Below are 24,877 nucleotides of genomic sequence, written 5' to 3'. Positions count from 1 at the left end.
TGCAGGTGTCAAATAGTACGATGAAATCTGTCTGGATCTGTCTAAAAGCAGGCCCTTGACGCAAAGATGGGATCTTGATTCGATAATTTGTTGCGATCGTTAGGTTTGAGGTTGTCTCCAGGCTGCCTGGATTTTGCAAAAGGTAACGGTTGGGTAGCATAGGAGTCTTACGGGTATGGGAAATCTTCCGCTGGCAATCCCGGTGAGTAGTCCGGGAATGGACGAGTTTGAGCGAGCACAATTGCTGGCGCGGCGATACCATTCCGAGTTCGTCGATCTGAAAAACTTCAAAATCCAGCACGATCTCTTCAAGCGCGTCCCCGTGGACATGATGTTTCGCTACAACTTTGTTCCCCTGGAGCAGATAGGAACGCGCTTGGCCATTGCTGTCTCCGATCCATCGAAGCTGATGGTACTCGACGAGATTTCGGGCTTGCTGGGAATGCGCCTGATTACGCGAGTGGCCACGCTCTCGCAGATCAACGAGCTTCTGAAGAAGACCGAACAGTCGCAGCGCGTGTTGGATGAGGCCAGTGAGGGACTCGCCTTCGATGTCCTGTCGAGCGAGGAGAACCCCGATGAAAATATCTCCATCGAGCGGCTGACAAGCGAAGATGATATTTCACCGATCATCCGCCTGGTGGACACGACGATCTTTACCGCTCTTGAACGCCGCGCATCAGATATTCACCTCGAAACCTACGATGATTCGCTGCTGGTCAAATATCGTATTGACGGGGTGTTGCAACAGGCGATGGCTCCCATTGCACGCGAGCACCACCAGACGATCCTTTCCCGAATCAAGGTTATGAGCGAGCTTGACATCGCCGAGCGCCGCGTCCCGCAGGACGGCCGCTTTCGTGTGCGCTACAAGGGAAGACTGATCGACTTTCGCGTATCCATCATGCCGACGGTGCATGGTGAAAATGCCGTACTTCGTGTGCTCGATAAGGAGTCGATGAGCGAGAAGTTCAAAAAGCTCTCGCTCGATGTTGTGGGTTTTGCTGAGCGCGATCTCGAGCGCTTCCGCCGCTATATCAAAGAGCCATATGGCATGGTGCTGGTGACCGGGCCGACTGGCTCCGGTAAGACCACTACCCTCTACGCTGCTCTGAATGAGATTAAGAGCGAGGAAGACAAGATCATCACGATTGAAGATCCGGTGGAGTACCAGATTCGCGGGATTACGCAGATCCCTGTGAACGAGAAGAAGGGCTTGACCTTCGCTCGTGGGCTGCGTTCGATCCTTCGTCACGATCCGGACAAGATCCTCGTGGGTGAGATCCGTGATGCTGAAACAGCGCAGATTGCGATCAACTCAGCGTTGACCGGACATCTCGTCTTCACCACTGTTCACGCGAATAATGTCGTCGACGTCCTTGGACGCTTTCTGAACATGGGAGTCGAACCCTACAACTTTGTCTCTGCTTTGAATTGCATTTTGGCGCAGCGGCTCGTTCGGCAGATCTGCGATTTCTGCGTTCGAGATGTGCAATACGATGATGCCACGCTGATTGCCAGCGGTCTGGATGTCTACGAATGGCGAGATTTCTCCTTCCGTGAGGGTGCAGGGTGTATCGAATGCGGTGGAACAGGCTATCGCGGCCGCTCGGCCATTCACGAGCTGCTGGAACTCGACGATGAGATTCGTGAGATGCTTCTGGCGAAGAAGCCAGGAAGCGAGATTCGCAAGAAGGCCCGCGAGAAGGGGATGTCGTTTCTGCGTGACTCGGCTCTGGAGCGGGTTCGCGCGGGAATTACGACGCTCAAGGAGATCAACAAGGTCACCTTCATTGAGTCGGGACGTTAGTCTCAGACGGAACAGGATAAGCTGAGACGGGATGGAGATTTTTCCTAAAACACTGGGCTCACGGCCCCGGCTGGCAGTGGAACTGAGGCCTGAAGGTGTCGTTGCCGCAAGAGCCGAAGATGCCAGAGCAGTGCTCAGCGCGGTTGCGCATGTTTCGTTGCCGAATGGCGCTCTTGCGATTGGCCTGAAGGCAGGAAACTTTATTGATCGTTCCAGTGTGGTCACCGGATTCCGCGAAGTTCTCGATGCCGTGGCTGGTCGGGCCAGCGATAGAAATCGTAATGTGACGATTGTTGTTCCTGATGCGGCGGTTCGAGTTCTGCTGCTGGAATTCGACACCCTGCCCACAAAACCCGTTGAGGCGCTGGCGGTGGTCCGATTCCGTCTAAAGAAGTTGCTTCCGTTTGACAGCGATCATGCGGCTGTCAGTTATCAGGTGATGTCGACCGAGAAGAACTCCATGCGGGTGCTTGTCGTGGCGATGTCTCATGAGGTTCTTGAGGAGTACGAAAGCATCGTAGATGAGGCCGGATACAAGGTAGGAGCTGTCCTGCCCAGTACGCTGGCTGCACTGGCTGGACTCGATGAGGAGCAGCCGGCGGTTCTGGTCGTCAATGCAGGGCAGGGAGGAATCACGACTGCGATTGTGCGTGCCGGAGTACTTCTGTTACATCGTTCGCTTGAGCTGGAGAATGAAGTTGCCGCTAGTGGCGAGGCAGGCGGGCAGGAGCTGCGAAGCGGTGTTGGATATGAATCCACCATGCAGGCCAGAGTGCTGGCTTCTGTGGAGGCTGCAATGACCGGCCGCGAGATCGCGCAGACAGTGAGCGTAGCCACGGCCTACTTTGAAGACAATCTTGGCCATGCCCCGGAAGTGATCTTCTCCGCAGGGCCACTCGGAGCCGAAGGGCTGAAGGCCATTCTGGAGGAGAATGGCTTTGAGAGACCCGAAGTTAGAGAGCTTGTGAAGGCGGAGTCGATTGCTGTGTCCGCCGCAACAGCACGTGTCCAGCTTAGCTGGCTGGCTGGTGTAAGGGGAGCGTTGAAAGACTGATGCGTATCTCCGTTAATCTGGCAACCCGTCCATTCGTTGAACTGCGTCCGCTTTATGCGAAGCTACGCATCGCCATCGTAGCGCTTGTGTTGTTGGCGTTGGTGTTGGGGATCGCGCTGCACTCGTTGAGCGCGAAGGCCCGCGCCAACGAAGCGCAGATGAATGCGCTTCAATCCAGAACGCTACAGTATCAGCAGGAGCGGCAGCGCAACGAGGCTCGGATGCGGCAGCCGCAGAACATGGCTGTGCTCGAGCGCAGCCAGTTTCTCAATGCATTATTCGCCCAAAAAAGCTTTAGTTGGACGGCCGTAATGATGGACCTGGAGCGTGTGCTTCCTGCCGGAGTCCAGGTCACCAGTATCGAGCCGACAACGAATAAATCAGGCGAGGTTAATATTCGACTACGCGTGAGCGGAGAGCGTGATCGCGCGGTTGAGCTGGTCCGAAATCTCGAAAAATCGCAGCGTTTTATAACTCCACGCCTTGCCGGAGAGGCCGCGCAAATGCAGGAGGGCCGTGGCTCTGGCGCTCCATCTCTGACCCCCGGGTCCGTGGAGTTTGAAATCTTTAGTGGCTACAATCCACTTCCAGAGCCTGCAGAGAAGAAGGCGCAGAAGGCTTCCATAGAGGAAGCTCCAAAAGAACAGCAGTCGGAGCTGCCCACTCCATCCAAGGTTTCGAGACGGGCCAGGGGAGCTAAGTCTGCTCCTCCTGCACAACGTCCATTGATGGGGGTGCCGCGATGAGCTCTGCCGTCATGGAACGTACTCAGGGGTTCGTGGAGCGAGCGCGTACGCTGATGACGCGGCTGAATCTGTACTACGCTGCGGTTGCGCTGCTCGTGCTGGTGAACCTTTACCTCCTGGCCCAGATGGCCTTCACCTGGAGAACGGCTCATAGCCAGGACGACGCCGCACTGGAGCGCCAGACTGTCGCGATGAAAGCCGCCGAGATTGCCAAGAAGCCGTTAGAAGGCTTGGATGACAAAGTTACTGCTGCGACGGCGGATGCTGATCAGTTCTATGCCAAGCGTTTGCCAGTTGCATACTCCGAGGTTTTAGCCGAGCTCGGCGTGTTGACGAAGAAGCAGGGAGTCAAGCTGACGCGGGTGCAGTATGCTGACTCGCCAGTCCTTGAAGGTACGAGCGGTGCGCTGACCGAGGTCCGCATGGACGCGAGCCTTAATGGCGACTACCGTCCGCTGGTTCTATTTATCAACTCGCTGGAGCGAGACAAGATGTTCTTCCTGATCACGGGGGTAACACTGACTGGCCAGCAGAGTGGCATGGTTGGTCTACGTCTGCGCCTCACGACGTATCTGCGGCCCGCGAAAGGTGCGGCTGTACCGCAGAAGGCGGGCGATTCCGTGGGTACTGATGCTGAGAGGAGTATGGCGCGATGAAGCTGACCCCAGATACTCAGAAGAAAGCCGTAGCTGTTGGCGTATTTGTGTTGGTCGCGGTGGGGATTCTCTATTACCAGCTTTCAGACAATGGTTCTGCCTCTCGTCCGGCACAGCCGGTGATCACGACTACGCCTGCAACGAACAGAGGTTTAACCAGCGGCACTGCAAAGAGTCTGGGAACCACCGCTGCACAGCTCGATCCGACGCTGAAGATGGGACCGATGCTGGTGACCGAGCAACTGGTCTACTCCGGTACAGGACGAAACATCTTCTCTCTGGCTTCAGCACCGATTGAGATTCCCAAGCCGGTCGCTTCAGCGCGGCCCAAGCCGACGGGGCCAGTTTTTACTCCTCCCTCTGGACCCCCGCCCCCACCTCCGATTGATCTGAAGTTCTTCGGGACGGAGATGAACTCCCAGGGTAAACGGCGCGCGTTTCTGCTGCATGGAGACGATGTCTTTCTGGCTGCTGATGGAGACATCGTACAGAGGCGTTATCGCATCCTGTCGGTGTCTGCGAACTCCGTGCAGGTTGAAGACATGACGAACAACAACCGGCAGACGCTTCCGCTGATTGCGCATTGAGGTGGAGGATGCAACAAACCAGAGAGAATCACACGACACGCGAGGGCGAGCAGGGCTTTATGCTCGTTGGCGTAATCGTACTGGTCTTTCTAGTAATGCTTGCGCTGAGTATCGCTGCTCCGAAGGTCGCGCGTGAGCTTCGGCGCGAGCGCGAGGTAGAGGCGATTCATCGCGGCAATGAGTATGTCGGCGCCATCCGGCGTTACTACCTCAAGTTCGGGCGATACCCCGGAACGATGGACCAGCTTGAGAAGACGAGCAATATTCGTTTCCTGCGCCGAAAATATGAAGACCCGATGACGGGCAAGGCGGACTGGCGCCTGATCCACATTGGCGAGGCGAAGACGACCGTCAAGGGCTTCTTTGGCCAGCCGCTGACAGGATTGCCCGGGAGCGGTGGAGGATTAGGAAGTGCCGCTTCGATGGCCTCCTCGCAGCCTGGATCGACGGTCAATGGCAGTTCTCCCACGGGATCGTCCTTGGGAGGAACGTCGAGTCTTGGGAGCTCCTCGCCTGGCTTTAGCCTGGGGGGGGCTGGTCTTAGCCCGGGTTCTGGCACCGGTCCTGGTTCGGGAGCGACGGTTAACTCCGGTTCGTCCAGCTCTTCGGGTGGGATCAGCAGCCAATCGGCGACAAGCTTTACTGGTGGTGGTGCGCCTATCGTCGGCGTTGGAAGCTCGAGGTCGGGGGACTCAATTTCGGTCCTGAATGAACAGACGACTTACCAGACGTGGGAGTTTATCTACGATCCTCGGATTGAGCAGCTGAAGGCCAAGGCAGCTTTGTTGGGTGGTGGTTCCAGCTCAGGGTTTGGTTCGGGGTCTTCCGGTTCCAGTTCAGGGTTTGGTTCTGGTTCTAGTCTCCCGGGACTGAATTCATCACCGGGTTCCTCTATGGGAAGTTCCAATCCCTCCAGCTCTCACTAGCCTCCCCCTGCCATATATCGTGTAAAGTATTCATTTTATATGTGCTTAGCTTTGGACTTGGCGTGTAACCTATTACAGAAACAATATGCAACGAAATGAGCCCTGACCACACTGTGGCGTCAGGGCTCCATTTCATTTTTCTTACTTTCTATACAGTATAGCGATTGGCCTATAGATGTTTTGCAAAGTACATTCTCTTTGCTTTGTGTGAGTTAGATCGATTTGGCACTTGACAGAATCGAATTCAGGATTTTTTAGCGGCTTCCCAGAGGGCGATTGAGGCTCCGGTGGGATCCACCAGGATGGAGAACCAGCCCATGCCGGGCACTTCCTGCTGGCGCATGATGACCTGTGCTCCGAGAGAAGCAGCTTTATCGGTGGAGGCCTTCAGGTTCTCGACGCCAATGTAGGGGAGCCATGCGGTTGGAGCTCCGGGCATGCTGAAGATGCCACCACCGGGGCCTTCCGATGGTTTGAAGATTGAGTAGGTTCCGGCAGGCGGCCCCATCGGGAAGTCCTCAAAGGTCCAGCCGCAGAGCTGGCCATAAAAGTCTTTGGCTTTGGCAAGATCGGGGGTATTGAGCTCAAGATGAACGAAGGGTTGAGCCATAGAAGATTCTCCTTTATCGCAAAACAAGTGCGAAATTCCTCTCATGCTACTCCGACGGCAAGAGACGTGTCTGAGCCCTCGCCATGAATTTCTGAAGATTTGTGACGAGGAGAAAAGCTGTTGCAATGAGACAGCCGATGGCCTCACCGGTCCATAACATCGAGCTATCCGGGGTATATCGACAATCGTCATCTCTATGCGAAATCGGCACCCGAAACTACAGGGATTCTTCCTCTTCGACTCCTCCTCGATTGTGCTCGGAGTCGTTCAGAATCAGAATGCCGGGTACGTGGACGTTTGCCTGGATCGACGCAAGATGGAGAGACAGGATTCGTGTTTCGCACGAATGTCTCACTCCTCGGCATCTCCAAGGCTTACCTGCCGCACTGATTTCGAGAAACTCCGTTTCTGACCATAACGGCGTTTATCGGTACAAAACGTTCGAATCCGCGATGCACTTGAGTAGGGAAACTGCACTAGCCTAGATGCTGCCTTGATCCGAGAGAGAACCCGCTGGCTTCAGTTGCTGAACAACAGCGACAAGAGCACTCCAGCCTCCGAGCAAAATAACCCAGAAGACCACCGCGGGCCAGCCATGACGATTTCGAGCGTACAGATTCCAGTATGAGTTCTGATCTTGGTGAACGCTGTTCTGTTGACTTGTGAAGTCACCCGTAGTGTTTGTGTCCGAGGTCTGGATAGACTGATCCCGTGTATCAAACACGAAGTTTTTAACGTGATCAGTGCCTTGTGGCTGGAACTGTGACTTGCTGTCCAAATAAGTGCCGATGAACCGCCCATCGCGAAACTCTAGGTCAATGATTCCACGAACATAGCCACGCCCGATCCATGGAATATCCGTGGTCACACCCGGCGCATGAACATAGCCAGAGTAAGTGTTCAGACTCCCTACCACATAGCCGTTCGGTAGAGTGACGTAGGGGTCAGGGCTGTAGCCAACGCTTTGATGAGCGAGGTGATTCGAGATGAACGTGTGTAGGATCAGTGTCGCGACCAGCCATCCTAGAGCTAGAAATGGCGCGGCGGCATTAAATGTGCGATAGCGTTTGGCAGCATAGGTTGGATCCGGGAAAGAGCGCTTTGCAAACCAAAATAGACTGATCGAAAGAACGATGCTAACGATCGTGAGAATGAATCCCCACATTAGGAATGTCATTACAACTGCGAATCCTGCCATCACGGCATTCTACTTCTTGGCACCAAACTGGCTTGGCTAGGCACTCGTTCTCAACATCAGTAACGACAAGTCGGCTTGTGAAGACCAATCATGCGTTGGCGATTTGTCGTCAAATGAGCGCGAAACTTCCTATAAGAGCGGGACATAGGACAAATCGCCGCTATTGTTATACAAGCCGCTCCTGTTATACAAGAGGCAGTGAAGGGGTTCCGAGAGAGTGATCGCACAAAGAGGAACATCATGGCCGAACTGCGAACACAGGACTTCCGGGCATTAAATGCAAGCACTCTAATCCTGCATGACCGCGGATTACACGAAACCTTTACCACGAAATTGCAGGCGGCTCTCGCCCCGCTTATTGCTTCAGACGTTACGGCATTAGAATGCTTCGATTCTCGATTATCCTGGACCGGCCGTATGTTCGCTGATCCCGAACAGCAGGTTGCGCGCCTCTTCCACATTTTTCTACAAGAAAAACTGAGCCATCCGCTATTTCCGCTATTTGCCAGCGGCAAGCTGAGAGACCCCGTACGCATTTCTGATATTCAAAGCCTGTCAAAATTGCGTGGATCGCAAATCTATTCTGAATTTCTGAAACCACTAGGTATTGAGCGTCAGATCGCTGTTACCCTCAGGCTGGATGATGGGCTATCGGGAGTACTTGTCTTGGGACGCTGGAGTAAAGATTTTAGCGGGTCCGAGCGAGAACGTCTTAAAGCATTTGTTCCTCATATCGAAATGGAAAGACGAGCGATGCCCCGTTCGGGGCAGTTGACCCCAAAGATCAATTTAGGCGTTACAGAGCGGGAGGCAGAGGTTTTGAGGTGGCTGGCCCACGGAAAAAGCGACGAGCAAATTTCAATCATTTGTAAGATGAGTAAGCGAACAGTACAAAAACACTGCGAAAACCTATACCGGAAACTCGGCGTGGAATGCCGAACTGCAGCTGTTGTTAGAGCGCTTACGGCTGAAATGAAAACCGACTGAGTCGGCTACGTATATTTACGTATTTCTCCACGCCAAGATCATTTGTAGCCTGAGCATGCTTGATCAGCGTGCAGCCTGTCTATTCACCACGCTAACGAACGCGGTCCTGCGATTTTAGCTTTCGAGGTGAATTATGCCGATTCCCGCAAAGCATGAGCAGCAGTTGAAAGAACTGCAACAAAAAACCAGCGAGTTACTCACCGTTCTAGAAGGTCCTAATGCAAAAGCGGCTCTGGAAGAACTTTTAATTTCTGCTGAGCAGCAGCATGTCACTGAAGAGAACGCTCATTCTGTCTTTCAGAAGCATGGAGTCAAATTACCAGTAGGAGCAAAGTTAACCGTTTCCGGCGGTCAAGCTGCTACAAGGCAAGGCGGTGGCATCGCGCCTGCTCGGGGCCGCCCCCCGATATGTGTCATGCTATGTGTCGCCATAAGCGCTGGAATGATCTGCGTGCATTACCGCGAAGACGAAGGCTTTGGCCTAGGGGGCTGTTAATTCTCGTTCATCGAACGCTGACCTTCTAGATTGGCGATTTGCACGAATCTACACTTGCATCACCAATCCCTCAGGCAGTCTGGTCGTCACGTTTAACGGCCCAATCTTCCTTTACGCACCAGGAGCTCGCGGCCGTGTGCCGCGCCTGGTCGCGGAGAAGCCAGACGCTCTAGATTGTGAGTACTTCCACCATCGCAAATAAGCAAAGGGGTACGGCTAAACCAGCATAGGGTAGCGTTGTCGGTCCTGTGAGTCGGCTTGTGGGAAGTCATGGCTTTTTGCCAGACCTTATGCGAGAGAGCCTCTACGCAATCGCCGTGCCGGCTAGCGCAGCTTCCCCGCATTCAGTATTTCATTGACTTTATTTTATTACTATTTTAGTCTAGGCATGTTTCGGTAATGCCTTATGGAAAACAGCCAAACTACATCTCGCGATCTGTTTCCCGGTGCGTTGGAGATGATGATTCTCGAATCTCTCCGTCGCCAGCCAGCGCATGGATATGCTCTGGTCCAACACATTCAGCAGCGTTCGAACAATCTGCTTCAGGTTGAAGAGGGCTCGCTCTATCCGGCTCTGCAGCGGTTGCTCAAAGCAAAGCTTGTAAAGGCGGAGTGGACGGTATCGCCTGCGACCAATCGTCGTGTACGCGTCTACCAGATCACCAAAAACGGTTTGCTCCACCTGGAGCGCGAGATCTCCAGCTTCGATCGCATGCTGGAAGGTATCCAGATGGTTCTTGGCCCCCAGAAGCGCAACGCAAATTCCTAGGAGGACTGCGATGAGCTGGTTCGATCGAATGTTCCGTCGTCAGCGACTCTACGACGAATTGTCCGAAGAGTTGCGCGAGCACATCGAGGAGAAGACCGAGCAACTTATGCGGATCGAAGGTCTCTCCCGGTCCGAGGCGCGACAAGCAGCCCTTCGAGCTTTCGGAAATCTCACGCTTCTCGAAGAGAAGAGCCGTGTTGTCTGGCAATGGTCCACGCTCGAATCGATCTTTGCCGATCTCAAGCTCACCTTGCGTCGGTTGCGAAGAGCTCCGGGTTTTGCTGTGATCGTCCTTCTCACACTTGCCATCGGCATCGGTGCGAACACGGCGGTCTTCAGTGTCATCAACAGCGTGCTTCTGAAGCCGCTGCCCTATCCCGGCTCCAACCAACTCCTCGGGCTACGGCTCGACGCACCGGGCGCAGGAGGCCTCGCCAGCATCTCCAACGGGCTGGCGGTTTCCCCGTCGATGTACCTGACCTTCGCTGAACACAACCGTTCCTTTCAATCGATTGGTTTATGGTCTCCCAGTACCGCCAATGTGACCGGCATTGAACAACCGGAGTGGGTGCAGGCTGATCAGGTTAGCGACGGCGTGCTCCAGACGCTTGAGGTTCCGCCTCTGCTGGGCCGCTGGTTTACACCCGCAGACCAAGACCCACACGGCTCCAAAACGGCGATGCTGAGTTACGGCTACTGGCAACGGCGCTTCGGAGGAGACCGCTCCGTCATCGGTCGTGCCATTCAGGTCGACGCGCAAACCCGAACCATCGTCGGAGTTATGCCGCGCGGCTTTCGTATGGTCGATAACGACTTCGATCTCCTCATCCCGATGGCGATTGACCGCAGCAAGCTCAAACTCGCTCCCTTCTGCTGCAACGGTATCGGCCGCCTCAAACCCGGAGTCTCCATCGCCCAGGCCAACGCAGACATCGCACGCCTCATTCCCCTGTGGATGGATTCATGGTCCAATGGCCCGGGTACCGATCCCCACTGGTACGAGCACTGGAAGATCGCGCCTAACTTCCGCCTTCTGAAGAGCCAAGTGATCGGCGATATAGGGAATGTGCTTTGGGTTGTTATGGCGACAATCGGCATCGTTCTGCTGATCGTATGCATGAACGTCGCTAATCTGCTGCTTGTACGTGCCGAGTCTCGCCATCAGGAACTCTCCATTCGCGCCGCACTCGGCGCCGGTCGCGCCCGCATCGCGCGCGAGCTGCTGGTGGAAAGCGTTGTGCTTGGTTTGATCGGCGGGGCGCTTGGCGTTGGTGTCGCTGCTGCCGGCCTGCGTCTTCTTGTCTCCATCGGCCCTGCAAATCTCCCGCGCCTCAGCGAGGTCTCTCTCGACGCCCGTTCTATCGCGTTCACCTTTGTCATTTCTCTCCTGTCCGGACTATTGTTTGGTTCACTTCCTGTGTGGAAGTACGTCTTTCTTCGAGGATCGGCGCGCCTGTCCGGCTCTGGGCGCACGGCCAGCCAGAGCCGCGAACGCCATCGAGCACGTAACATCCTGGTCGTTATCCAGGTGGCGATGGCGCTTGTGCTCCTTGTCTGCGCTCTCCTCATGGTCCGCACTTTCGCCGCGCTGCACAACGTCGATCCCGGTTTCGCCGATGCTCCGCACATCCAGACAGTAAGCACATGGATTCCCGACCAACTCATCACCGATGAACAGACGGTCACACGCATCGAGAACAACATCATTGATAAGTTTTCTGCGATTCCAGGAGTTACGTCTGCTGGGTTCGCTCGCGCTGTCCCGATGGATGGCAACGAGCCTAATTGGGACAACCTTTTCGTTCAAGGAAAGAACTACGAAGGAAATAATCCTCCGTTGCGGTTCTTCAACTATGTATCTCCCAGCTACTTCAATGCCATGGGGACACGCTTCGTTGCTGGACGCGACTTCACCTGGACCGACATCTACAACCTGAATCATGCGGTCATCGTTTCAGAAAATTTTGCCCGGGAGACGTGGGGTTCGGCCTCTGCTGCCATCGGTAAGCAGGTCCGTCAGTCTTCCGATACGCCGTGGCAAGACGTTATCGGGGTTGTTGAAGATGTGCATGTTCGCGGAGTGGATGAAGAGGCCCCTGCAACGATCTACTGGCCCACGATGCTGAGGAGTCCGTACGAGCCGAAGGCGCCGATTACGGCTTCACGCTTCATTACCTTTGCGGTTCGCAGCGATCGCGCCGGAACTGCCAGTCTCCTTAGCGAAATGCAGCAAGCGGTATCGTCCGTCAACGCAAACCTTCCGTTGGCCTCGGTGCAGACGATGCAGGAGATCTACAGCAAGTCCCTCGCGCGCACCTCCTTCACGCTCGTCATGCTTGGGATCGCCGCTGCCATGGCGCTGGCGCTCGGCATTATTGGTATTTACGGAGTGATCTCTTATGCGGTATCACAGCGCACGCGCGAGATCGGTATTCGTCTCGCACTTGGCGCTCAAAAGCGCGAACTTCGCTGGATGTTTGTTCGTTCGGCTTTAGTCCTAACCGGGGTCGGTGTTTTTGTGGGCCTTGGAGCGGCAGTCGCGGTTGCACAACTGATAAGAACACTGCTGTTTGGTGTCAGTCCTCTCGACCCGCTAAGCTTTGTCGTCGTGCCGGTCATTCTTGTTCTGGCGGCTGCTTTTGCAAGCTTTCTGCCGGCTTCTCGTGTGACCACTGTGAATCCTGTGGACGCGCTAAGAGCCGAATAAATTTGGTGGCGATCTACGCTGCCTGTAAAGAAGTGAGTTTTGCAGGCCGAGGACGCAGCAGCCAATAGAATGCGACGATGTGCGTAATCATCAGCATCGGAACGTAGAGGATTGGGATTCCGTATGTGGCGCCCAATTGTCCTGCCAGTGCGGGGAGATTGGTCTGTGTGGCGTGGTAGTAGTCGGCCAGGAGATCGGCTACACCTACAAGGTTGAAGGCAACGACGAAAGACCAAAAGAGAGGGCGACTTCTTGCGGTAAGAAGCGCAAGAAGAGCCAGCACTCCAGTTGCAAAATCACCGTAAGCGGCAAACGTTGCAAAGCTGGTGGGCAGGTGAGGACCTGTGACTCCCGGAAGGATAAAGACTAGCCCGAAGAAGCGGAAACTGTGCACTGTAGCGATGATGCGCTGCGCTTCGAACCGCTCCATCGATTTGAGTTTGGGCAGGATGTACGTTCTGAAGCAAAGCAAACATGCGACGTAGCCCAGGATAAGTTGAATGCGGAAGAGAGTTTCTGGTGACATATTCACCTCGTGCTCCATAGGATTATTAAAATAATCCTATGGATTCGATTTTTCTTTAAGACGATGCTGAGTCATTTTGAAGCGTGGGATGATCCGGAGCATCCTATAGTAAAACCATGCGTTATCGACCGGAACACAAAGCAGAGACCCATCAGAAGATCGTGAAGGACGCCTCGCGACGAGTTCGCATGGAAGGGCTCAATGGCACGGCAGTCGCATCGGTGATGCGGGATACGGGGCTGACCCACGGGGGGTTTTACAAGCACTTTGGAAGCAAAGATGACCTGTTGATGGAATCGCTCCGCGAGTCTTTTCAGGAGATGGCCGACACTCTGGTTCATGCCGCGGAACGATCGCGTCCTGAGTTGGCGTGGAAGGCAATCGTAAAGACCTACCTCAGTCCAGACCGCTGCGATCATCCTGAGCAGGGATGTCCTTTGACGGCACTTGCTCCGGAGTTGGCGCGTGCGGAGAAGGGAATGAAGGGGGAAATCTTTGCGGAGCTCGTGCACTATAAAGATCGAATGCAATCGTATATGCCGGGTCGGAGAACCGTGGACAAAGAGCGGGCTTTCTTTGCGATCTTTTCAACAATGATCGGAGCGGTTGCAATTGCTCGGATGCTGCCGGAACCTGCGTTGAGGGAATCTGTGCTGGCAAATGCAAGAGACTTTCTCTTAAAAAGCTATTGAATTTCTTTTTTGAGTAGCGTTTACTGATCGCTCGCTTCAGTGAATCTTGTCGACAGCTACTTTTTCTTTCCAGAAGAGGGAGAGGGGACGACGACGGGGCGACGCATGGGAACGAGTCCGGCGGTTGGGTTCTGTTGCTGCTGCATGCGGGAGAGCATCTCTGTCCTGACGTAATCGACAAAGCCCTGCATTTGCCGGTTCATCTCTTCCATACGTTCGCGCATCTGCAGAATGACGGCGATGCCCGCAATGTTGACTCCGAGATCTCGCGCGAGGTTGAGGATGAACTCCAGGCGTTCGAGATCTTCGTCGGTATAAAGGCGGGTATTGCCTTCACTGCGCGAGGGGAGGAGAAGGCCTTCGCGCTCGTAGAGGCGCAAGGTTTGCGGATGGATCTGATACATCTCGGCGACCGCCGAGATCATATACGCCCCTTTGCTCTTACGCTTCGTAGCCATGATGCGAGTTCCTTTGTTAGCAGTCTAGCTCGAGGCGTAAGGGAAATGCCAAAGGAAAGAATATCTTCCGTTATCTGGCGGAATGAGGTTCTATGAACTGCGCCGATGTTTGCACTCCGTTTGTCTCGAGTGCCTGAGCATCCTGGGTGGTGAGGATATGATAGGCGCCGTATTCGATGGTTAGTTTTGCTTCGCCGCCGATTCTTACATGGCTGAGCCCAATGCTGCGATCCGGCAGCCAGAACCTTCCGTGTTTTCCGTATCTCCAGTCGAAGCTTGCGCGGTTGATCCACCATGAAGGATTTTTTGCTGGCTCGCCTTGGACACGAACGACGGCGAAGTCGTCTTCGCTGACCCAGATACGGCCTCGGTAGGTCAGCTTGTTGTCCATCTTCGGGGAGACATGAAGGACCCAGGTCTCGATGCCATCGAGCGATTCTTGTCCGAGCAGCTCGAATTGATAGTTCTGCGGGGACAACATCATCTGCACGCGGTTGGACTTTTCGGAGGCCTCTTGCTCGGTTTCGACCATCTTGCGTAGGACGCGATCGCAGATCATCTTCGAGCCGGATTGAGAGACGACTGTCAGGTGCTTTTCGCCTTGTTGGCCGTATTCGGCATGCACCGTGATTTCACCGTGATGTTCTCCCCCGGTGCCGTGGTATTCCACACGGTACGTTCGCTCTGAGGTGTAACTCTCCAGATCCTTCTGCCGTTGCTTGTTTTTCTCCATGAGTCGAGAGACGATCTGATCTGCCGTGGGCGTATCCTGAGCCCACACAGGCAGACCGGAGAGCAGGCACATACTCACGAGCACCCATCCAGTTGCCGGATATCGCATGGAACCACCTCCGTACTAAGGTGATTGCAGCATAGGTGCACCATTCTCTGTGCAAACGCCAGATGTCTAAATGACGACTTAACGATGAATCTTCAGGTGTGAGAGCGACATAAAAATAGAGCGGTGAGATTTCTCACCGCCCGCTGTACAAGATGATATTAGATTCCGGTGAAGAGTCCTTCGCGGGGATCTTCGGGATTCAGCTTGGCGAATTCGCGCAGAATCTCCTTCGAGCGTTCGTCCTGGATCTTGGGGACGAGAATTTTGACCTCGACGATCTGGTCGCCGCGTTTGCCTTCGTGAACAGCAGAGGGAACGCCCTTCTCGCGCAGGCGCAGCTTCTGGCCCGTCTGGGTTCCGGGTGGAATCTTGAGCTGAGTTCTGCCGCCACCCTCGTGGGTATCGATGGTGGGAACATCGATTTTCGCTCCGAGGGCTGCCTCGGAGATCGTCACAGGAACGGTTACATAAATGTCGTCGCCGGTCCGCGTGAAGACGGGATTGGTGCCAGTCTTGATGATGAGGTAAAGATCGCCTGCAGGTCCGCCGTTGAGCCCGGCGTTGCCCTTGCCCGCCAAACGGATGCGCTGGCCGTCGCGGGTGCCAGGTTTGATACGGAACTCCAGCGGTTCGTTACGGATGACGACACCTTCACCATCACATGTGGGGCAGGTGTTTTGAACCTTGCCGCTTCCGCCGCAGCGTGGGCACTGAATATTGAACTTCATGCGGCCGCCCATCTGGGTAACCTGTCCGGAGCCGTGGCACTCTGGGCATTCCATGCTGCCGCCGGTGGTGGACCTGCCTTTGCAAGTGGGGCAGATCTCTTGACGCTGGATCTCGAGTCGAGCGATGCCGCCGCGGATCGCAGTCCAGAAATCAACGTCGACCTGATATTCAAGATCGGTTCCGGGCTGGGGGCCGCGCGGGGCGGCGTTTCGGCCGCCGGAGAACATCTGGCTGAAGATGTCGCGGAAGCCTCCACCAGATTTTCCGGATTCCTGGCGAGCACCGCCGCTCGCGGCGAAATCGGAGAAGTCGAAGCCGCCGAAGTCGAAGGGGACTTCCTGAGCACCCCCTCGGCCGGTGTGCGCTCCTCCACCGAAGCCTCCCGGGCCACTGTAGCCACCGCGAGCTGCAGCTTCAGCGGCCGCGGGATCGATGGAGTCGGAGTAGAAACCGAACTGATCGTAGATCTTGCGCTTCTTGTCGTCGCTGAGGATGTCGTTCGCTTCTGAGATCTCTTTGAACTTCTCCTCGGCCTTTTTGTCGCCGGGATTCACATCAGGGTGATACTTGCGCGCGAGCTTGCGGAACGCTTTGCGAATCTCATCTGCGGTCGCGGTCTTCTTTACCCCGAGTATTCCGTAATAGTCCTTTGTCTTGGTCGCCATAATCTTTTCTTTAATTATCTGACTTCGTCAGGTATCCCAAACACCAAATCCGTGCATCTCCGCTAATTTACAGGAGAAGCGGTCATGTTCTTCGCCGACACCGGTATTTCCGTTGCCGAACGATCCGAGAATCTAAATTATTCCTCAGCATCTGCGCTCTGGGCCTCGCGCGCGTTGGTGATTTTGGCACTGCTGGTCCAAATCTTTGTGGCGTGGCGTTTCTGGGCGATTACCTGGGACGATTCGGCGATCACCCTTGGGTTTGCCCGTACTTTTGCGCACACAGGACGTATCGAGCCGACTCCTGGTTCGGGTATCGTCGAGGGATACTCGACGACGCTGTGGATGCTGCTGATGGCTGCAGCGGCCAAGGTGATCGTGAGTCCTGCTGCACTGCTCGCATTTGCCAAGATCTCCACTCTTGTTTTGAACCTCATCAATATTGTTCTTATCCGGCGTTGGTTCCTGACCTGGACGCCAGAGGTACTCGCTAATCTTGTTGCCGGAATTGTCGGCTGCACGTTGATGTTCTACGAGACCATCAATGGCATGGAGACTCCGCTGATTCTCGCGCTCGTTCTAGTGATGCTTCTCCTCTTTCCTTCTATTCCCGGTACCCGACGTTTCTGGTACATCGTCGCGGGTTGTCTGCTTTTACTGTTGCGTTGGGAGGCCGCTTGGTTGCTGGTTCCGTTCGTTCTGGCTGAGCGGAGTTTTCGTCGTGCCGTGCTTCCAGCATCGTGCTGGACCCTCCTTTTTCTGATCTCCAATCTTGCACGCTGGCTCTACTTTGGAGATCTGTTGCCGAATACGATTCTGGCCAAACGGCATTTTCCATATTCGGCGCCGAGCTTGCGGATTGCTGTTACTAATCGTCTGCTGGAGCCGGTAAGCATTCTCTACGATGCCAAGGTCTTGTTGGCGCTATTGGCAGCATATGTCGTGTATAGCGTCTTTGTTGCCAAAGTACCGATTTTCTCGTTCGATCGGCTGAAGCAGGCTTTTCGTGAGTCATGGCAGCTTCGATTTACAGTGTTATTTCTCCTCTTCTGTTTCGTGCTGAGTACGGCAATTGGTCCGAACTGGGGACCTGAGTTTCGCTCCTTTTATCCGGCATGGCCATTCCTGATTGGCTTGTTGCTCCTTCCGGTACTGCCAAATCTCACACCCAAAGTGATGGGGTGGGTGACGGTTGCATTGTGCCTGTTCACTGTTCTCCGCATGGAGGCTCGGATTCAGCCGCTGCGATCGGAGAAGGCTCCGATTTATATGCCGAAGATTACCGTCGCGCATGTGGGTACTGCTGTGCCTATTCTTACTGAGCTGCAAAGGGTCAGCGGCCAAATGACTCTGACCTATGCCGCACCGGACATGGGCGCTGTGATGCTTTACAGCAAAAACGTTCGAGTAATCGACCTCGGGCTTCTGTGCGATCGTGTTCTGGCGCATAAAGGCTTCGCTGCTGTCAGGCCGTATGTGCTTCAACAGAGGCAGCCGGATGTAATCGAGGTGCACGAGATCTTCACCCAGACCACAAAGCTGGGAAGCTATCCTGAGTTTATTGAGCAGTATCGCCCCGTCTACATCCAGGGAATTCGCTTTTTCGTTAATCGCAGACTTCTCTCTAAGCTTCCCGTATCGAGACTGGTTGAGCGCGAGTTTCTTCCGGACGGTTCTCCTCAAAGCGCGGAGATAGAAGCGTTCCGGAGATCTAATGCTCCTTACCCCTATATTTCGCTGGATAACACACTCAACCAAAGCTTTCATACTTATCTCGTCTTGCAATAATCAGTCTTCCTGACACGTCGGACACCAGAAGAGGTTGCGTCCTGCAACCTCCTGTTTCTTCACAATGGTTTCGCAGACGAAGCAGGGAAAACCATTGCGCCGATAAACATAGTGCGCTTCTTCCTTGAGCGCCTGACCTCGCGGGTGGGGCCGGTCCGCAGGTTTTGTCGTGATAATTCTGCGATCGATCATCGCTTCAGGCATCAGGGCGACCGCGTCGTTCCAGATGGAACGCAATGTCTCTTCGGAAACGTCTTTGCCCGGTCGAAAAGGGCTGAGTCGTGCGCGGTATAGTAGCTCTGCCCGGAAGATGTTTCCCACCCCTGCAAAGAGCGTCTGGTCCATCAAGAGTTCTCCGATGGATTTGCGGCTTTTATGCACTTTCGCAATCATCTTCTCCGGACTGTCGTTGTTCAGAGGATCAGGGCCGAGACGGTTGGTCAGTTCATCCCACTTCTCCTGTGTGTAAAGGGAGCAATCCATTGGGCCGCGTAGTTCAACCCATGCGATCTGTTCGGGGTCGAGATGGCCGGTGCCGTCGTCTTCGGAGTACCATGCATGCCGCTTGCTCTCACCCGGAATCGCGGGCTTTTTGATCGCGGTGGCGTTCCACATACGCAGGCGCAATGCGCCTTTGACGGGAGGCAGGGGGCCGGACCCTTCGGTGAAGTCGCCCTGCAGACCCAGATGGACGTGCAGAATGCGATCTTTGCCGAAGTCGTAACCAAGATGTTTGCCGACGGCGAGTACGCGTTCCAGCTTACGGCCGTCGATCACATCGACGTCGGTGAAACGCCCCTGAGGACCATCAACGCGGACGGGCTTACCTGCAAAGGCAGCCTGATGTCGCGTAGCCCATCGATGAATCTCATTTCCTTCCGGCATTGTTCTCTTGCCTCCAGACAAACGATGGCGACGGCTTTTTACCGTCGCCCTGAAACTACATCGTTTTGAATCCGAGACTACAAATCAACTTCCTGTCGAACTTTGAATCAGAATGGCGACTAATTCCAGACCTGTCTCGCTTCGACAGCCTCGATCGAAAACATCTGGTCCGGCTCCATCTGTTGCATCTTGCGCATGAAGTTCTCGGCCTCCTCGCGCGTATCAAACATCATGCGGTTATAAAGTTGTCCCGCACGAACCTGATCGCATCTCCACATCGTCTCGGTCATTGCCTTTCCTCCTGTGTATCGATTGAGTTCCAGGTTTTCTAACCACATCAGATCGGAGACTTCTTCACTACGGTTTTTACTACTGTTCACGTTGAACACCTTTCCTGGAAGTAAGTCGTACAAACCTACAAGTCCATCGGGCCTTATAAAAAGAGAGGCAACCTGCTGAAAGATTGCCTCTCTTTTTCCTGCGTTTTGCCAATGACTACAGCAAACGCCGGTTACTTCTTTTCATCGACATCTACATATTCGGCATCGATCACGCCTTCGTCCTTCTTCGGCTCTTCGGCGGATCCAGCCTGGGCGGCCTGTTCGGTGGGCTGAGCAGCATTCGCCTTGTACATCGCTTCTGCAAGCTTGTGACTTGCAGTTGTTAGACGCTCGCGAGCCGCATTCAGCTCACTTGCACTCGGGGTTCCTGCAAGTGTTTTCTTTGCATCCTCGAGGGCAGATTCGACATCGCTCTTGTCCGATCCGGAGACCTTGTCCCCGGAGTCCTTGAGCATCTTTTCGACGTTGTAGACCATCGAGTCGAGTCCGTTGCGCGCTTCGATCTCGTCGCGCTTCTCCTTGTCCTCGGCAGCGTGCGACTCGGCATCCTTCGCCATCCGCTCGACCTCTTCCTTGCTGAGACCTGAGCTGGAGGTGATGGTGATTTTCGCATCCTTACCCGTGGCATTGTCCTTGGCGTTGACGTTCAGGATGCCGTTGGCGTCGATGTCGAAGGTCACTTCGATCTGGGGCACACCACGCGGAGCAGGTGGAATGCCACCCAGCTTGAACTTGCCCAGCGTACGATTGCCGTTCGCCATCGGGCGCTCGCCCTGCATGACGTGAACCTCAACCTCGGTCTGGTTATCGGCAGCCGTGGAGAAGGTCTCTGTCTTCTTGGTCGGAATGGTGGTGTTGCGAGCGATCATCGGGGTCGCAACTCCGCCCATCGTCTCAATCGAGAGAGTCAGCGGGGTAACATCGAGCAAGAGCAGGTCCTTCACATCGCCTGCGAGCACGCCGGCCTGAACCGCTGCACCGATCGCGACGACCTCATCCGGATTGACACCCCTGTGAGGCTCTTTGCCGAAGAGTTTCTTGACCAGCTCCTGGATCGCAGGCATGCGGGTCTGTCCGCCGACCAGTACGACCTCATCGATCTTGCTGGTGTCGACGCCTGCATCCTTGAGGGCCTGCTTGCAAGGGCCAACCGACTTCTGCAAGAGGTCATCGACCAGGCTCTCGAGCTTAGCGCGGGTCAGCTTGCGAACCAAGTGCTTCGGTCCGCTTGCGTCCGCGGTGATGAAGGGCAGATTGATCTCAGTCTCCTGCGCGGTCGAGAGCTCGATCTTGGCGCGCTCTGCGGCATCCTTCAGACGCTGCAGGGCCATCTCGTTGCCCTTGGAGGTCAGGTCGAGGCCGGTTTCGTCTTTGAACTCCTTAATGAGCCAGTCGACGATGCGCTGGTCGAGGTTGTCGCCACCGAGGTGGGTGTCACCGTTGGTCGACTTGACCTCAATGACGCCTTCTCCAACTTCGAGGATTGAGATATCGAAGGTACCGCCGCCGAAGTCGTACACGGCGATGGTTTCGTCCTTCTTCTTGTCGAGGCCATAGGCCAGGGCAGCGGCGGTTGGTTCGTTGACGATACGCTTGACGTCGAGTCCGGCGATCTTGCCTGCATCCTTCGTGGCCTGACGCTGAGCGTCATTGAAGTAGGCTGGGACGGTAATGACGGCTTCTGTCACCGTGGTGCCGAGATAGTCCTCGGCGGCCTTCTTCAGCTTCTGAAGGATCATGGCCGAGATCTCGGGCGGAGTGTACTCCTTGCCCTGCGCCAGGACGGCGATATGATCACCCTGCTTGACCACCTTGTAGGGCACCATCTTCATCTCATCGTTGACCTCGTCATAGCGGCGTCCCATGAAGCGCTTGATCGAGTAAATCGTGTTTTCCGGATTCGTGATCGCCTGGCGCTTGGCCACCTGGCCAACGAGGCGCTCGCCGCTCTTCGTAAAGGCGACGATCGATGGCGTCGTGCGGCCACCCTCTTCGTTGGGAATCACCTTCGGCTCGCCGCCTTCCATAACGGCCACGCACGAATTGGTGGTTCCGAGGTCAATACCAATAATCTTTCCCATTGCTAGTCTCTCCCCATCACAGGGCTATCGCCCTTACAGAACTCATTGACTCTACGTATCATGCATCCTTGAGTCAGTTATTGTCAATATATATGATGTCTATATAAGCATGAAGATGCATCTGGTTTTACAAAAAATGCTTCATATGTACAGCTTATGGCCATCCAGAAAATAAGCTGTTTATTATCTGCAATTTGATCGCGCTCTGAAGGCGCCTTTAGGCCGACTGGTGGAACCTGGAGCCGATTTACGGAATAGCGCGTAAAAGGAACACGAAAAGTTGGATGCTGGAATCGTCTGACCTGTGAATGAGCTAGTGGCGAGATTGTGCAGCGTTTATCCACCCCCGGAAGATGAAATTCGCGTCTTATCCGTTTTGAGACATGACTTCTTCCAGGAAAGTTTGAATAAGATCACCAACATCTGTTAGTTTTCGCGAACGGGGAAGGCTCTTTTCGATGTCAAGCGCTGCAACTATGCCAGCCGACCATTCTGCCGAAGTGACCCAAGGGGTCAACCCTTGGTTGATTGCGGCTTCGGTGATGCTGGCGACGTTTATGGAGGTGCTGGACACCGCCATTGCTTCAGTGGCGCTGCCGTATATAGCGGGATCATTATCGGCCTCGAACGATGAGGCGACCTGGGTGCTCACCAGCTATCTGGTGGCGAATGCCATTGTGCTGCCCGCGAGTAATTGGTGCTCGCTGCGCTTTGGACGAAAGAACTTCCTGATCATCTGCGTGATTATTTTTACGGTTGCAAGCTTTGGGTGTGGAGCGGCACCGACGCTGGGAATGATCCTATTGGCCCGAATTGTCCAGGGAGCAGGTGGGGGCGCGCTTCAGCCGCTCTCGCAGGCAATTCTGTTCGAGTCGTTTCCCCCGGCGAAGCGGGGAGCGGCTGCTGCGGTCTTTGCGTTCGGTGTCGTTGTCGCTCCGGTACTTGGTCCAACGCTCGGCGGGTGGCTGACAGACACGTATTCGTGGCGTTATGCCTTCTATATCAATATTCCGGTTGGGATACTGGCGGTCTTTATGATCAGCCGGTTTGTTCATGACCCGCCCTATATCAAGAACGCCAAGGTGCCGGCGTTCGACAATCTTGGTTTTGGGATGCTGGTGGTCTGGACGGGGCTACTCCAGGTGATCCTGGATAAAGGGCAGGAGGACGACTGGTTTGGAGCGACCTGGATCCGCATTGCGTTTCCGATCATGCTGGCAGCCTTCCTGTGGTGGGTGCGGATCTCGTGGCATCGCAAAAATCCTCTGGTCGATCTTAAGGTTCTAAAAAACAGGAACTTTGCCATCGGGTGTCTGTTGATCTTCCTGTTTGGAATTGCGATCTATTCAACGGTGACGGTGCTCCCGCTCTTCTACCAGGAACTGCTAGGATATACGGCATTTACAGCGGGAATTGTTGTTGCTCCACGCGGACTGGGTGCGATTTGTGGGATGCCGGTGATTGGCTACCTTTCGAATAAGGTTGATCCGCGCTACCTACTCACCTTTGGGTTTGTCGTCTTTGGGTTTACGACGTTGTACTTTGGAAGCATCACTTTGCAGATCTCCCCGAACACTCTGTTGGTCCCGATTTTGATCACAGGTTTCGGGTTGAGCTTTGTCTTTGTGCCGATTACGACGGCGGCTTACGGTACCCTGCCGAACGAGCAGATGGGCAACGCGAGCGGACTGTTCAACCTGATGAGGAATGTTGGGGGATCGATTGGAATCTCGGTGGCGCAGACGTTGCTGATCCGGCGCGCGGCGGTACACCAGAACTTGATTATCAATTCTGTTCCGATGACAGGACAGCAGTTCCAGGATTCGATTCGGAATACCACAGGCTTTCTGGTGGGACCGTATGGTCCTGCGAACGCAGCGGTTCCGACCCAAGCGACTCTTTATCGAGAGCTTCTCCGTCAGGCCTCAAGCTGGGCATTTGTAGATGTTTTCCGATGGCTTTCGTTACTTAGTTTTGCATGTGTGATTGCAGTCTGGCTGCTGAAAAAGGTAAAACCGGGTAAGGGCCCGGTAGGAGCTCACTGAAACACGGAATGCCGGAACTCTCCCCAACCGGCTGCGATAAACTCAAAGTTTGCGAGTCAATGGCAGATTGATAGGTACGGGATGAGTTTGTTGGTGCAGGTATTTTTTTGGATCGCGATGGCGGGTTCTGTGACGTCGACGATCTACTGCCTGATGGTGATTGCGGCAGCGATTCGGTTTGGGCTGCGAAAGCGTCGCGAGGACCGCGCTGCTGAGACTACGGACTTTCTTCCTCCGGTCAGTGTGTTGAAACCACTGCATGGAACCGAAGAAGGAATGGATCGAAATCTCGAGACGTTTTTTGAGCAGGCATATCCGGAGTTCGAGCTATTGTTTTGTGCCCGTCACGAAAGTGATGCGGGGCTGCAATTGGCGCGAGAGGTTGGCAAACGCTATCCGCATGTCGATGCGAAGTATGTCACCTGTGGTGAGCCAACGCCGCAGTTTCATAATGCGAAGGTATTCTCGCTGGCGAAGCTGGATTCCGTTGCGAAGTATCCGTTATTCATTACCAGCGATGCGGATGCGCGGGTGGCTCCGGATTACCTGCGAAAGATGGTGCAAAATCTGAAGGATCCGCACGTGGGACTGGCGTCGAGTATCTACCTTGGGACGGTACATCACGGAACGGAGGCGCGGTTCTCGTCGCAGCTGGACGCGGTGGGCAAGAGCGTCGAGATGAGTTCCGGAGTGATGGTCGCCGATATGCTCGAAGGCACGAAGTTTGCATTGGGCGTGACGATGGCCGTTCGAAAAGAATCCTTTGTCGTCGCCGGGGGCTTTGAAGAGCTTGGCCAGTTTTACGCTGATGACTTTGTGTTGGGAAACCGTCTCGCCACTCGTGGAGTAGGGGTACGTCTGGCGACGCATGTGATCCGGTTGCTGGTCGAGGACACGCCATTCAAGGTTTCGTTTAAGAATCAACTGCGATGGATGCAAAGCACGCGCCGTTCGCGGCCATGGGGGCATCTGGGCACCGGACTGACCTTTGCCATGCCCTTTGGATTACTTGGACTTTTATGGGGGCTGCTCAGCGGTCATGCTTTATTCGGGGTGGCGTGGTTCGGGGCCATGATCGTGAACCGTTGGGTACAGGCGGGAGCCGTGCTTCGCGTGATGGGGGACCAGAACTGGTTGCGCGGAATGTTGATCTATCCGATGCGCGATCTATTGGGAAGCATCCTTTGGTTAGGCAGCTATGGTGGCGATCGATTCTATTATCGGGGGCAAATCTATCGGATGCGAGAAGGCGGTAGAGTCGAGGCGCCGTAGATTTTATG

Annotated in this window: 23 protein-coding genes; 14 read left to right on the top strand and 9 right to left on the bottom strand. The window is 54.8% G+C overall.

Annotation, left to right across the window (positions count from 1 at the left end):
• Positions 1 to 175: 175 nt before the first annotated feature.
• Genes H7846_RS14640 through H7846_RS14615 form a run of 6 tightly spaced genes read left to right on the top strand, consistent with a single transcriptional unit; the run spans position 176 to position 5,779 of the window.
• Positions 176 to 1,810, top strand: coding sequence for a GspE/PulE family protein (locus H7846_RS14640; protein ID WP_186693079.1), 1,635 nt, complete (start codon positions 176 to 178; stop codon positions 1,808 to 1,810).
• A 31-nt stretch (positions 1,811 to 1,841) separates the two neighbouring features.
• A complete protein-coding gene (locus H7846_RS14635; protein WP_186693077.1) occupies positions 1,842 to 2,864 on the top strand; it encodes a type IV pilus biogenesis protein PilM in 1,023 nt (340 codons plus the stop codon).
• Positions 2,864 to 3,610 carry a PilN domain-containing protein gene (locus tag H7846_RS14630; RefSeq protein WP_186693075.1) on the top strand — a complete coding sequence of 249 codons (747 nt, stop codon included), beginning with the start codon at positions 2,864 to 2,866 and terminating at the stop codon, positions 3,608 to 3,610. The genes H7846_RS14635 and H7846_RS14630 overlap by 1 nt, the downstream gene beginning before the upstream one ends.
• Positions 3,607 to 4,266, top strand: coding sequence for a hypothetical protein (locus H7846_RS14625; RefSeq protein WP_186693073.1), 660 nt, complete (start codon positions 3,607 to 3,609; stop codon positions 4,264 to 4,266). The genes H7846_RS14630 and H7846_RS14625 overlap by 4 nt, the downstream gene beginning before the upstream one ends.
• Positions 4,263 to 4,853: a hypothetical protein gene (locus tag H7846_RS14620; RefSeq protein WP_186693071.1), complete on the top strand. Its 591-nt coding sequence runs from the start codon at positions 4,263 to 4,265 to the stop codon at positions 4,851 to 4,853. The genes H7846_RS14625 and H7846_RS14620 overlap by 4 nt, the downstream gene beginning before the upstream one ends.
• A gap of 8 nt (positions 4,854 to 4,861) precedes the next feature.
• Positions 4,862 to 5,779 (top strand): type II secretion system protein, encoded by a 918-nt coding sequence (locus H7846_RS14615; protein ID WP_186693069.1) that lies wholly within the window; start codon positions 4,862 to 4,864, stop codon positions 5,777 to 5,779.
• A 244-nt stretch (positions 5,780 to 6,023) separates the two neighbouring features.
• Here the strand turns inward: H7846_RS14615 and H7846_RS14610 are convergent, their stop codons facing one another.
• Both H7846_RS14610 and H7846_RS14605 read right to left on the bottom strand, forming a co-directional pair.
• Positions 6,024 to 6,389, bottom strand: coding sequence for a VOC family protein (locus tag H7846_RS14610; RefSeq protein ID WP_186693067.1), 366 nt, complete (start codon positions 6,387 to 6,389; stop codon positions 6,024 to 6,026).
• A 481-nt stretch (positions 6,390 to 6,870) separates the two neighbouring features.
• The gene (locus tag H7846_RS14605) at positions 6,871 to 7,587 is read right to left on the bottom strand and encodes a hypothetical protein (RefSeq protein WP_186693065.1); all 717 of its coding nucleotides are present in this window, start codon (positions 7,585 to 7,587) and stop codon (positions 6,871 to 6,873) included.
• 240 nt (positions 7,588 to 7,827) lie between these two features.
• Between H7846_RS14605 and H7846_RS14600 the strand changes: the two genes are divergently transcribed.
• The 4 genes from H7846_RS14600 (at position 7,828) to H7846_RS14585 (ending at position 12,546) form a co-directional block, all read left to right on the top strand.
• Entirely contained in the window at positions 7,828 to 8,574 is a 747-nt protein-coding gene (locus H7846_RS14600; protein ID WP_186693064.1) for a helix-turn-helix transcriptional regulator, read from the top strand.
• 133 nt (positions 8,575 to 8,707) lie between these two features.
• The gene (locus tag H7846_RS14595; RefSeq protein ID WP_186693062.1) at positions 8,708 to 9,070 is read left to right on the top strand and encodes a hypothetical protein; all 363 of its coding nucleotides are present in this window, start codon (positions 8,708 to 8,710) and stop codon (positions 9,068 to 9,070) included.
• A 406-nt stretch (positions 9,071 to 9,476) separates the two neighbouring features.
• Complete coding sequence (locus tag H7846_RS14590; protein ID WP_186693061.1) at positions 9,477 to 9,839, top strand: PadR family transcriptional regulator; 363 nt, start codon at positions 9,477 to 9,479, stop codon at positions 9,837 to 9,839.
• A 10-nt stretch (positions 9,840 to 9,849) separates the two neighbouring features.
• A complete protein-coding gene (locus H7846_RS14585) occupies positions 9,850 to 12,546 on the top strand; it encodes an ABC transporter permease (protein ID WP_186693059.1) in 2,697 nt (898 codons plus the stop codon).
• A gap of 13 nt (positions 12,547 to 12,559) precedes the next feature.
• Here H7846_RS14585 and H7846_RS14580 read toward each other — a convergent pair whose 3' ends face one another.
• On the bottom strand, positions 12,560 to 13,072 hold the full coding sequence (locus tag H7846_RS14580) for a hypothetical protein (protein WP_186693057.1): 513 nt from the start codon (positions 13,070 to 13,072) through the stop codon (positions 12,560 to 12,562).
• 116 nt (positions 13,073 to 13,188) lie between these two features.
• Between H7846_RS14580 and H7846_RS14575 the strand changes: the two genes are divergently transcribed.
• Positions 13,189 to 13,764, top strand: a complete 576-nt coding sequence (locus tag H7846_RS14575; RefSeq protein WP_186693055.1) for a TetR/AcrR family transcriptional regulator — start codon at positions 13,189 to 13,191, stop codon at positions 13,762 to 13,764.
• A 56-nt stretch (positions 13,765 to 13,820) separates the two neighbouring features.
• Here H7846_RS14575 and H7846_RS14570 read toward each other — a convergent pair whose 3' ends face one another.
• The 3 genes from H7846_RS14570 to H7846_RS14560 all read right to left on the bottom strand — a co-directional run bounded on the left by H7846_RS14570 (position 13,821) and on the right by H7846_RS14560 (position 16,457).
• Complete coding sequence (locus tag H7846_RS14570) at positions 13,821 to 14,222, bottom strand: MerR family transcriptional regulator (protein WP_186693053.1); 402 nt, start codon at positions 14,220 to 14,222, stop codon at positions 13,821 to 13,823.
• 70 nt (positions 14,223 to 14,292) lie between these two features.
• Entirely contained in the window at positions 14,293 to 15,063 is a 771-nt protein-coding gene (locus tag H7846_RS14565; RefSeq protein WP_186693051.1) for a LolA-like protein, read from the bottom strand.
• 158 nt (positions 15,064 to 15,221) lie between these two features.
• Complete coding sequence (locus H7846_RS14560; RefSeq protein WP_186693049.1) at positions 15,222 to 16,457, bottom strand: DnaJ C-terminal domain-containing protein; 1,236 nt, start codon at positions 16,455 to 16,457, stop codon at positions 15,222 to 15,224.
• A gap of 84 nt (positions 16,458 to 16,541) precedes the next feature.
• Between H7846_RS14560 and H7846_RS14555 the strand changes: the two genes are divergently transcribed.
• The gene (locus H7846_RS14555; protein WP_186693047.1) at positions 16,542 to 18,245 is read left to right on the top strand and encodes a hypothetical protein; all 1,704 of its coding nucleotides are present in this window, start codon (positions 16,542 to 16,544) and stop codon (positions 18,243 to 18,245) included.
• Here H7846_RS14555 and H7846_RS14550 read toward each other — a convergent pair whose 3' ends face one another.
• The 3 genes from H7846_RS14550 to dnaK form a co-directional block, all read right to left on the bottom strand.
• A complete protein-coding gene (locus H7846_RS14550; protein ID WP_186693045.1) occupies positions 18,246 to 19,130 on the bottom strand; it encodes an Fpg/Nei family DNA glycosylase in 885 nt (294 codons plus the stop codon). It lies immediately after the preceding gene.
• Positions 19,131 to 19,249: 119 nt separating this feature from the next.
• On the bottom strand, positions 19,250 to 19,510 hold the full coding sequence (locus tag H7846_RS14545) for a hypothetical protein (RefSeq protein WP_186696483.1): 261 nt from the start codon (positions 19,508 to 19,510) through the stop codon (positions 19,250 to 19,252).
• Positions 19,511 to 19,641: 131 nt separating this feature from the next.
• Positions 19,642 to 21,552: a molecular chaperone DnaK gene (dnaK, locus tag H7846_RS14540; RefSeq protein ID WP_186693043.1), complete on the bottom strand. Its 1,911-nt coding sequence runs from the start codon at positions 21,550 to 21,552 to the stop codon at positions 19,642 to 19,644.
• A 458-nt stretch (positions 21,553 to 22,010) separates the two neighbouring features.
• Here dnaK and H7846_RS14535 point away from each other — a divergent pair, with 458 nt between their 5' ends.
• Positions 22,011 to 23,597, top strand: a complete 1,587-nt coding sequence (locus tag H7846_RS14535) for a DHA2 family efflux MFS transporter permease subunit (protein WP_186693041.1) — start codon at positions 22,011 to 22,013, stop codon at positions 23,595 to 23,597.
• Positions 23,598 to 23,690: 93 nt separating this feature from the next.
• Positions 23,691 to 24,869 carry a glycosyltransferase gene (locus H7846_RS14530; protein WP_255460659.1) on the top strand — a complete coding sequence of 393 codons (1,179 nt, stop codon included), beginning with the start codon at positions 23,691 to 23,693 and terminating at the stop codon, positions 24,867 to 24,869.
• Positions 24,870 to 24,877 lie beyond the last annotated feature (8 nt).

The organism is Edaphobacter sp. 4G125 (assembly GCF_014274685.1).
Lineage (GTDB): Bacteria > Acidobacteriota > Terriglobia > Terriglobales > Acidobacteriaceae > Edaphobacter.
Note: the sequence above shows the minus strand (reverse complement) of the source record. Positions and strands in the feature narration are given on the sequence as shown.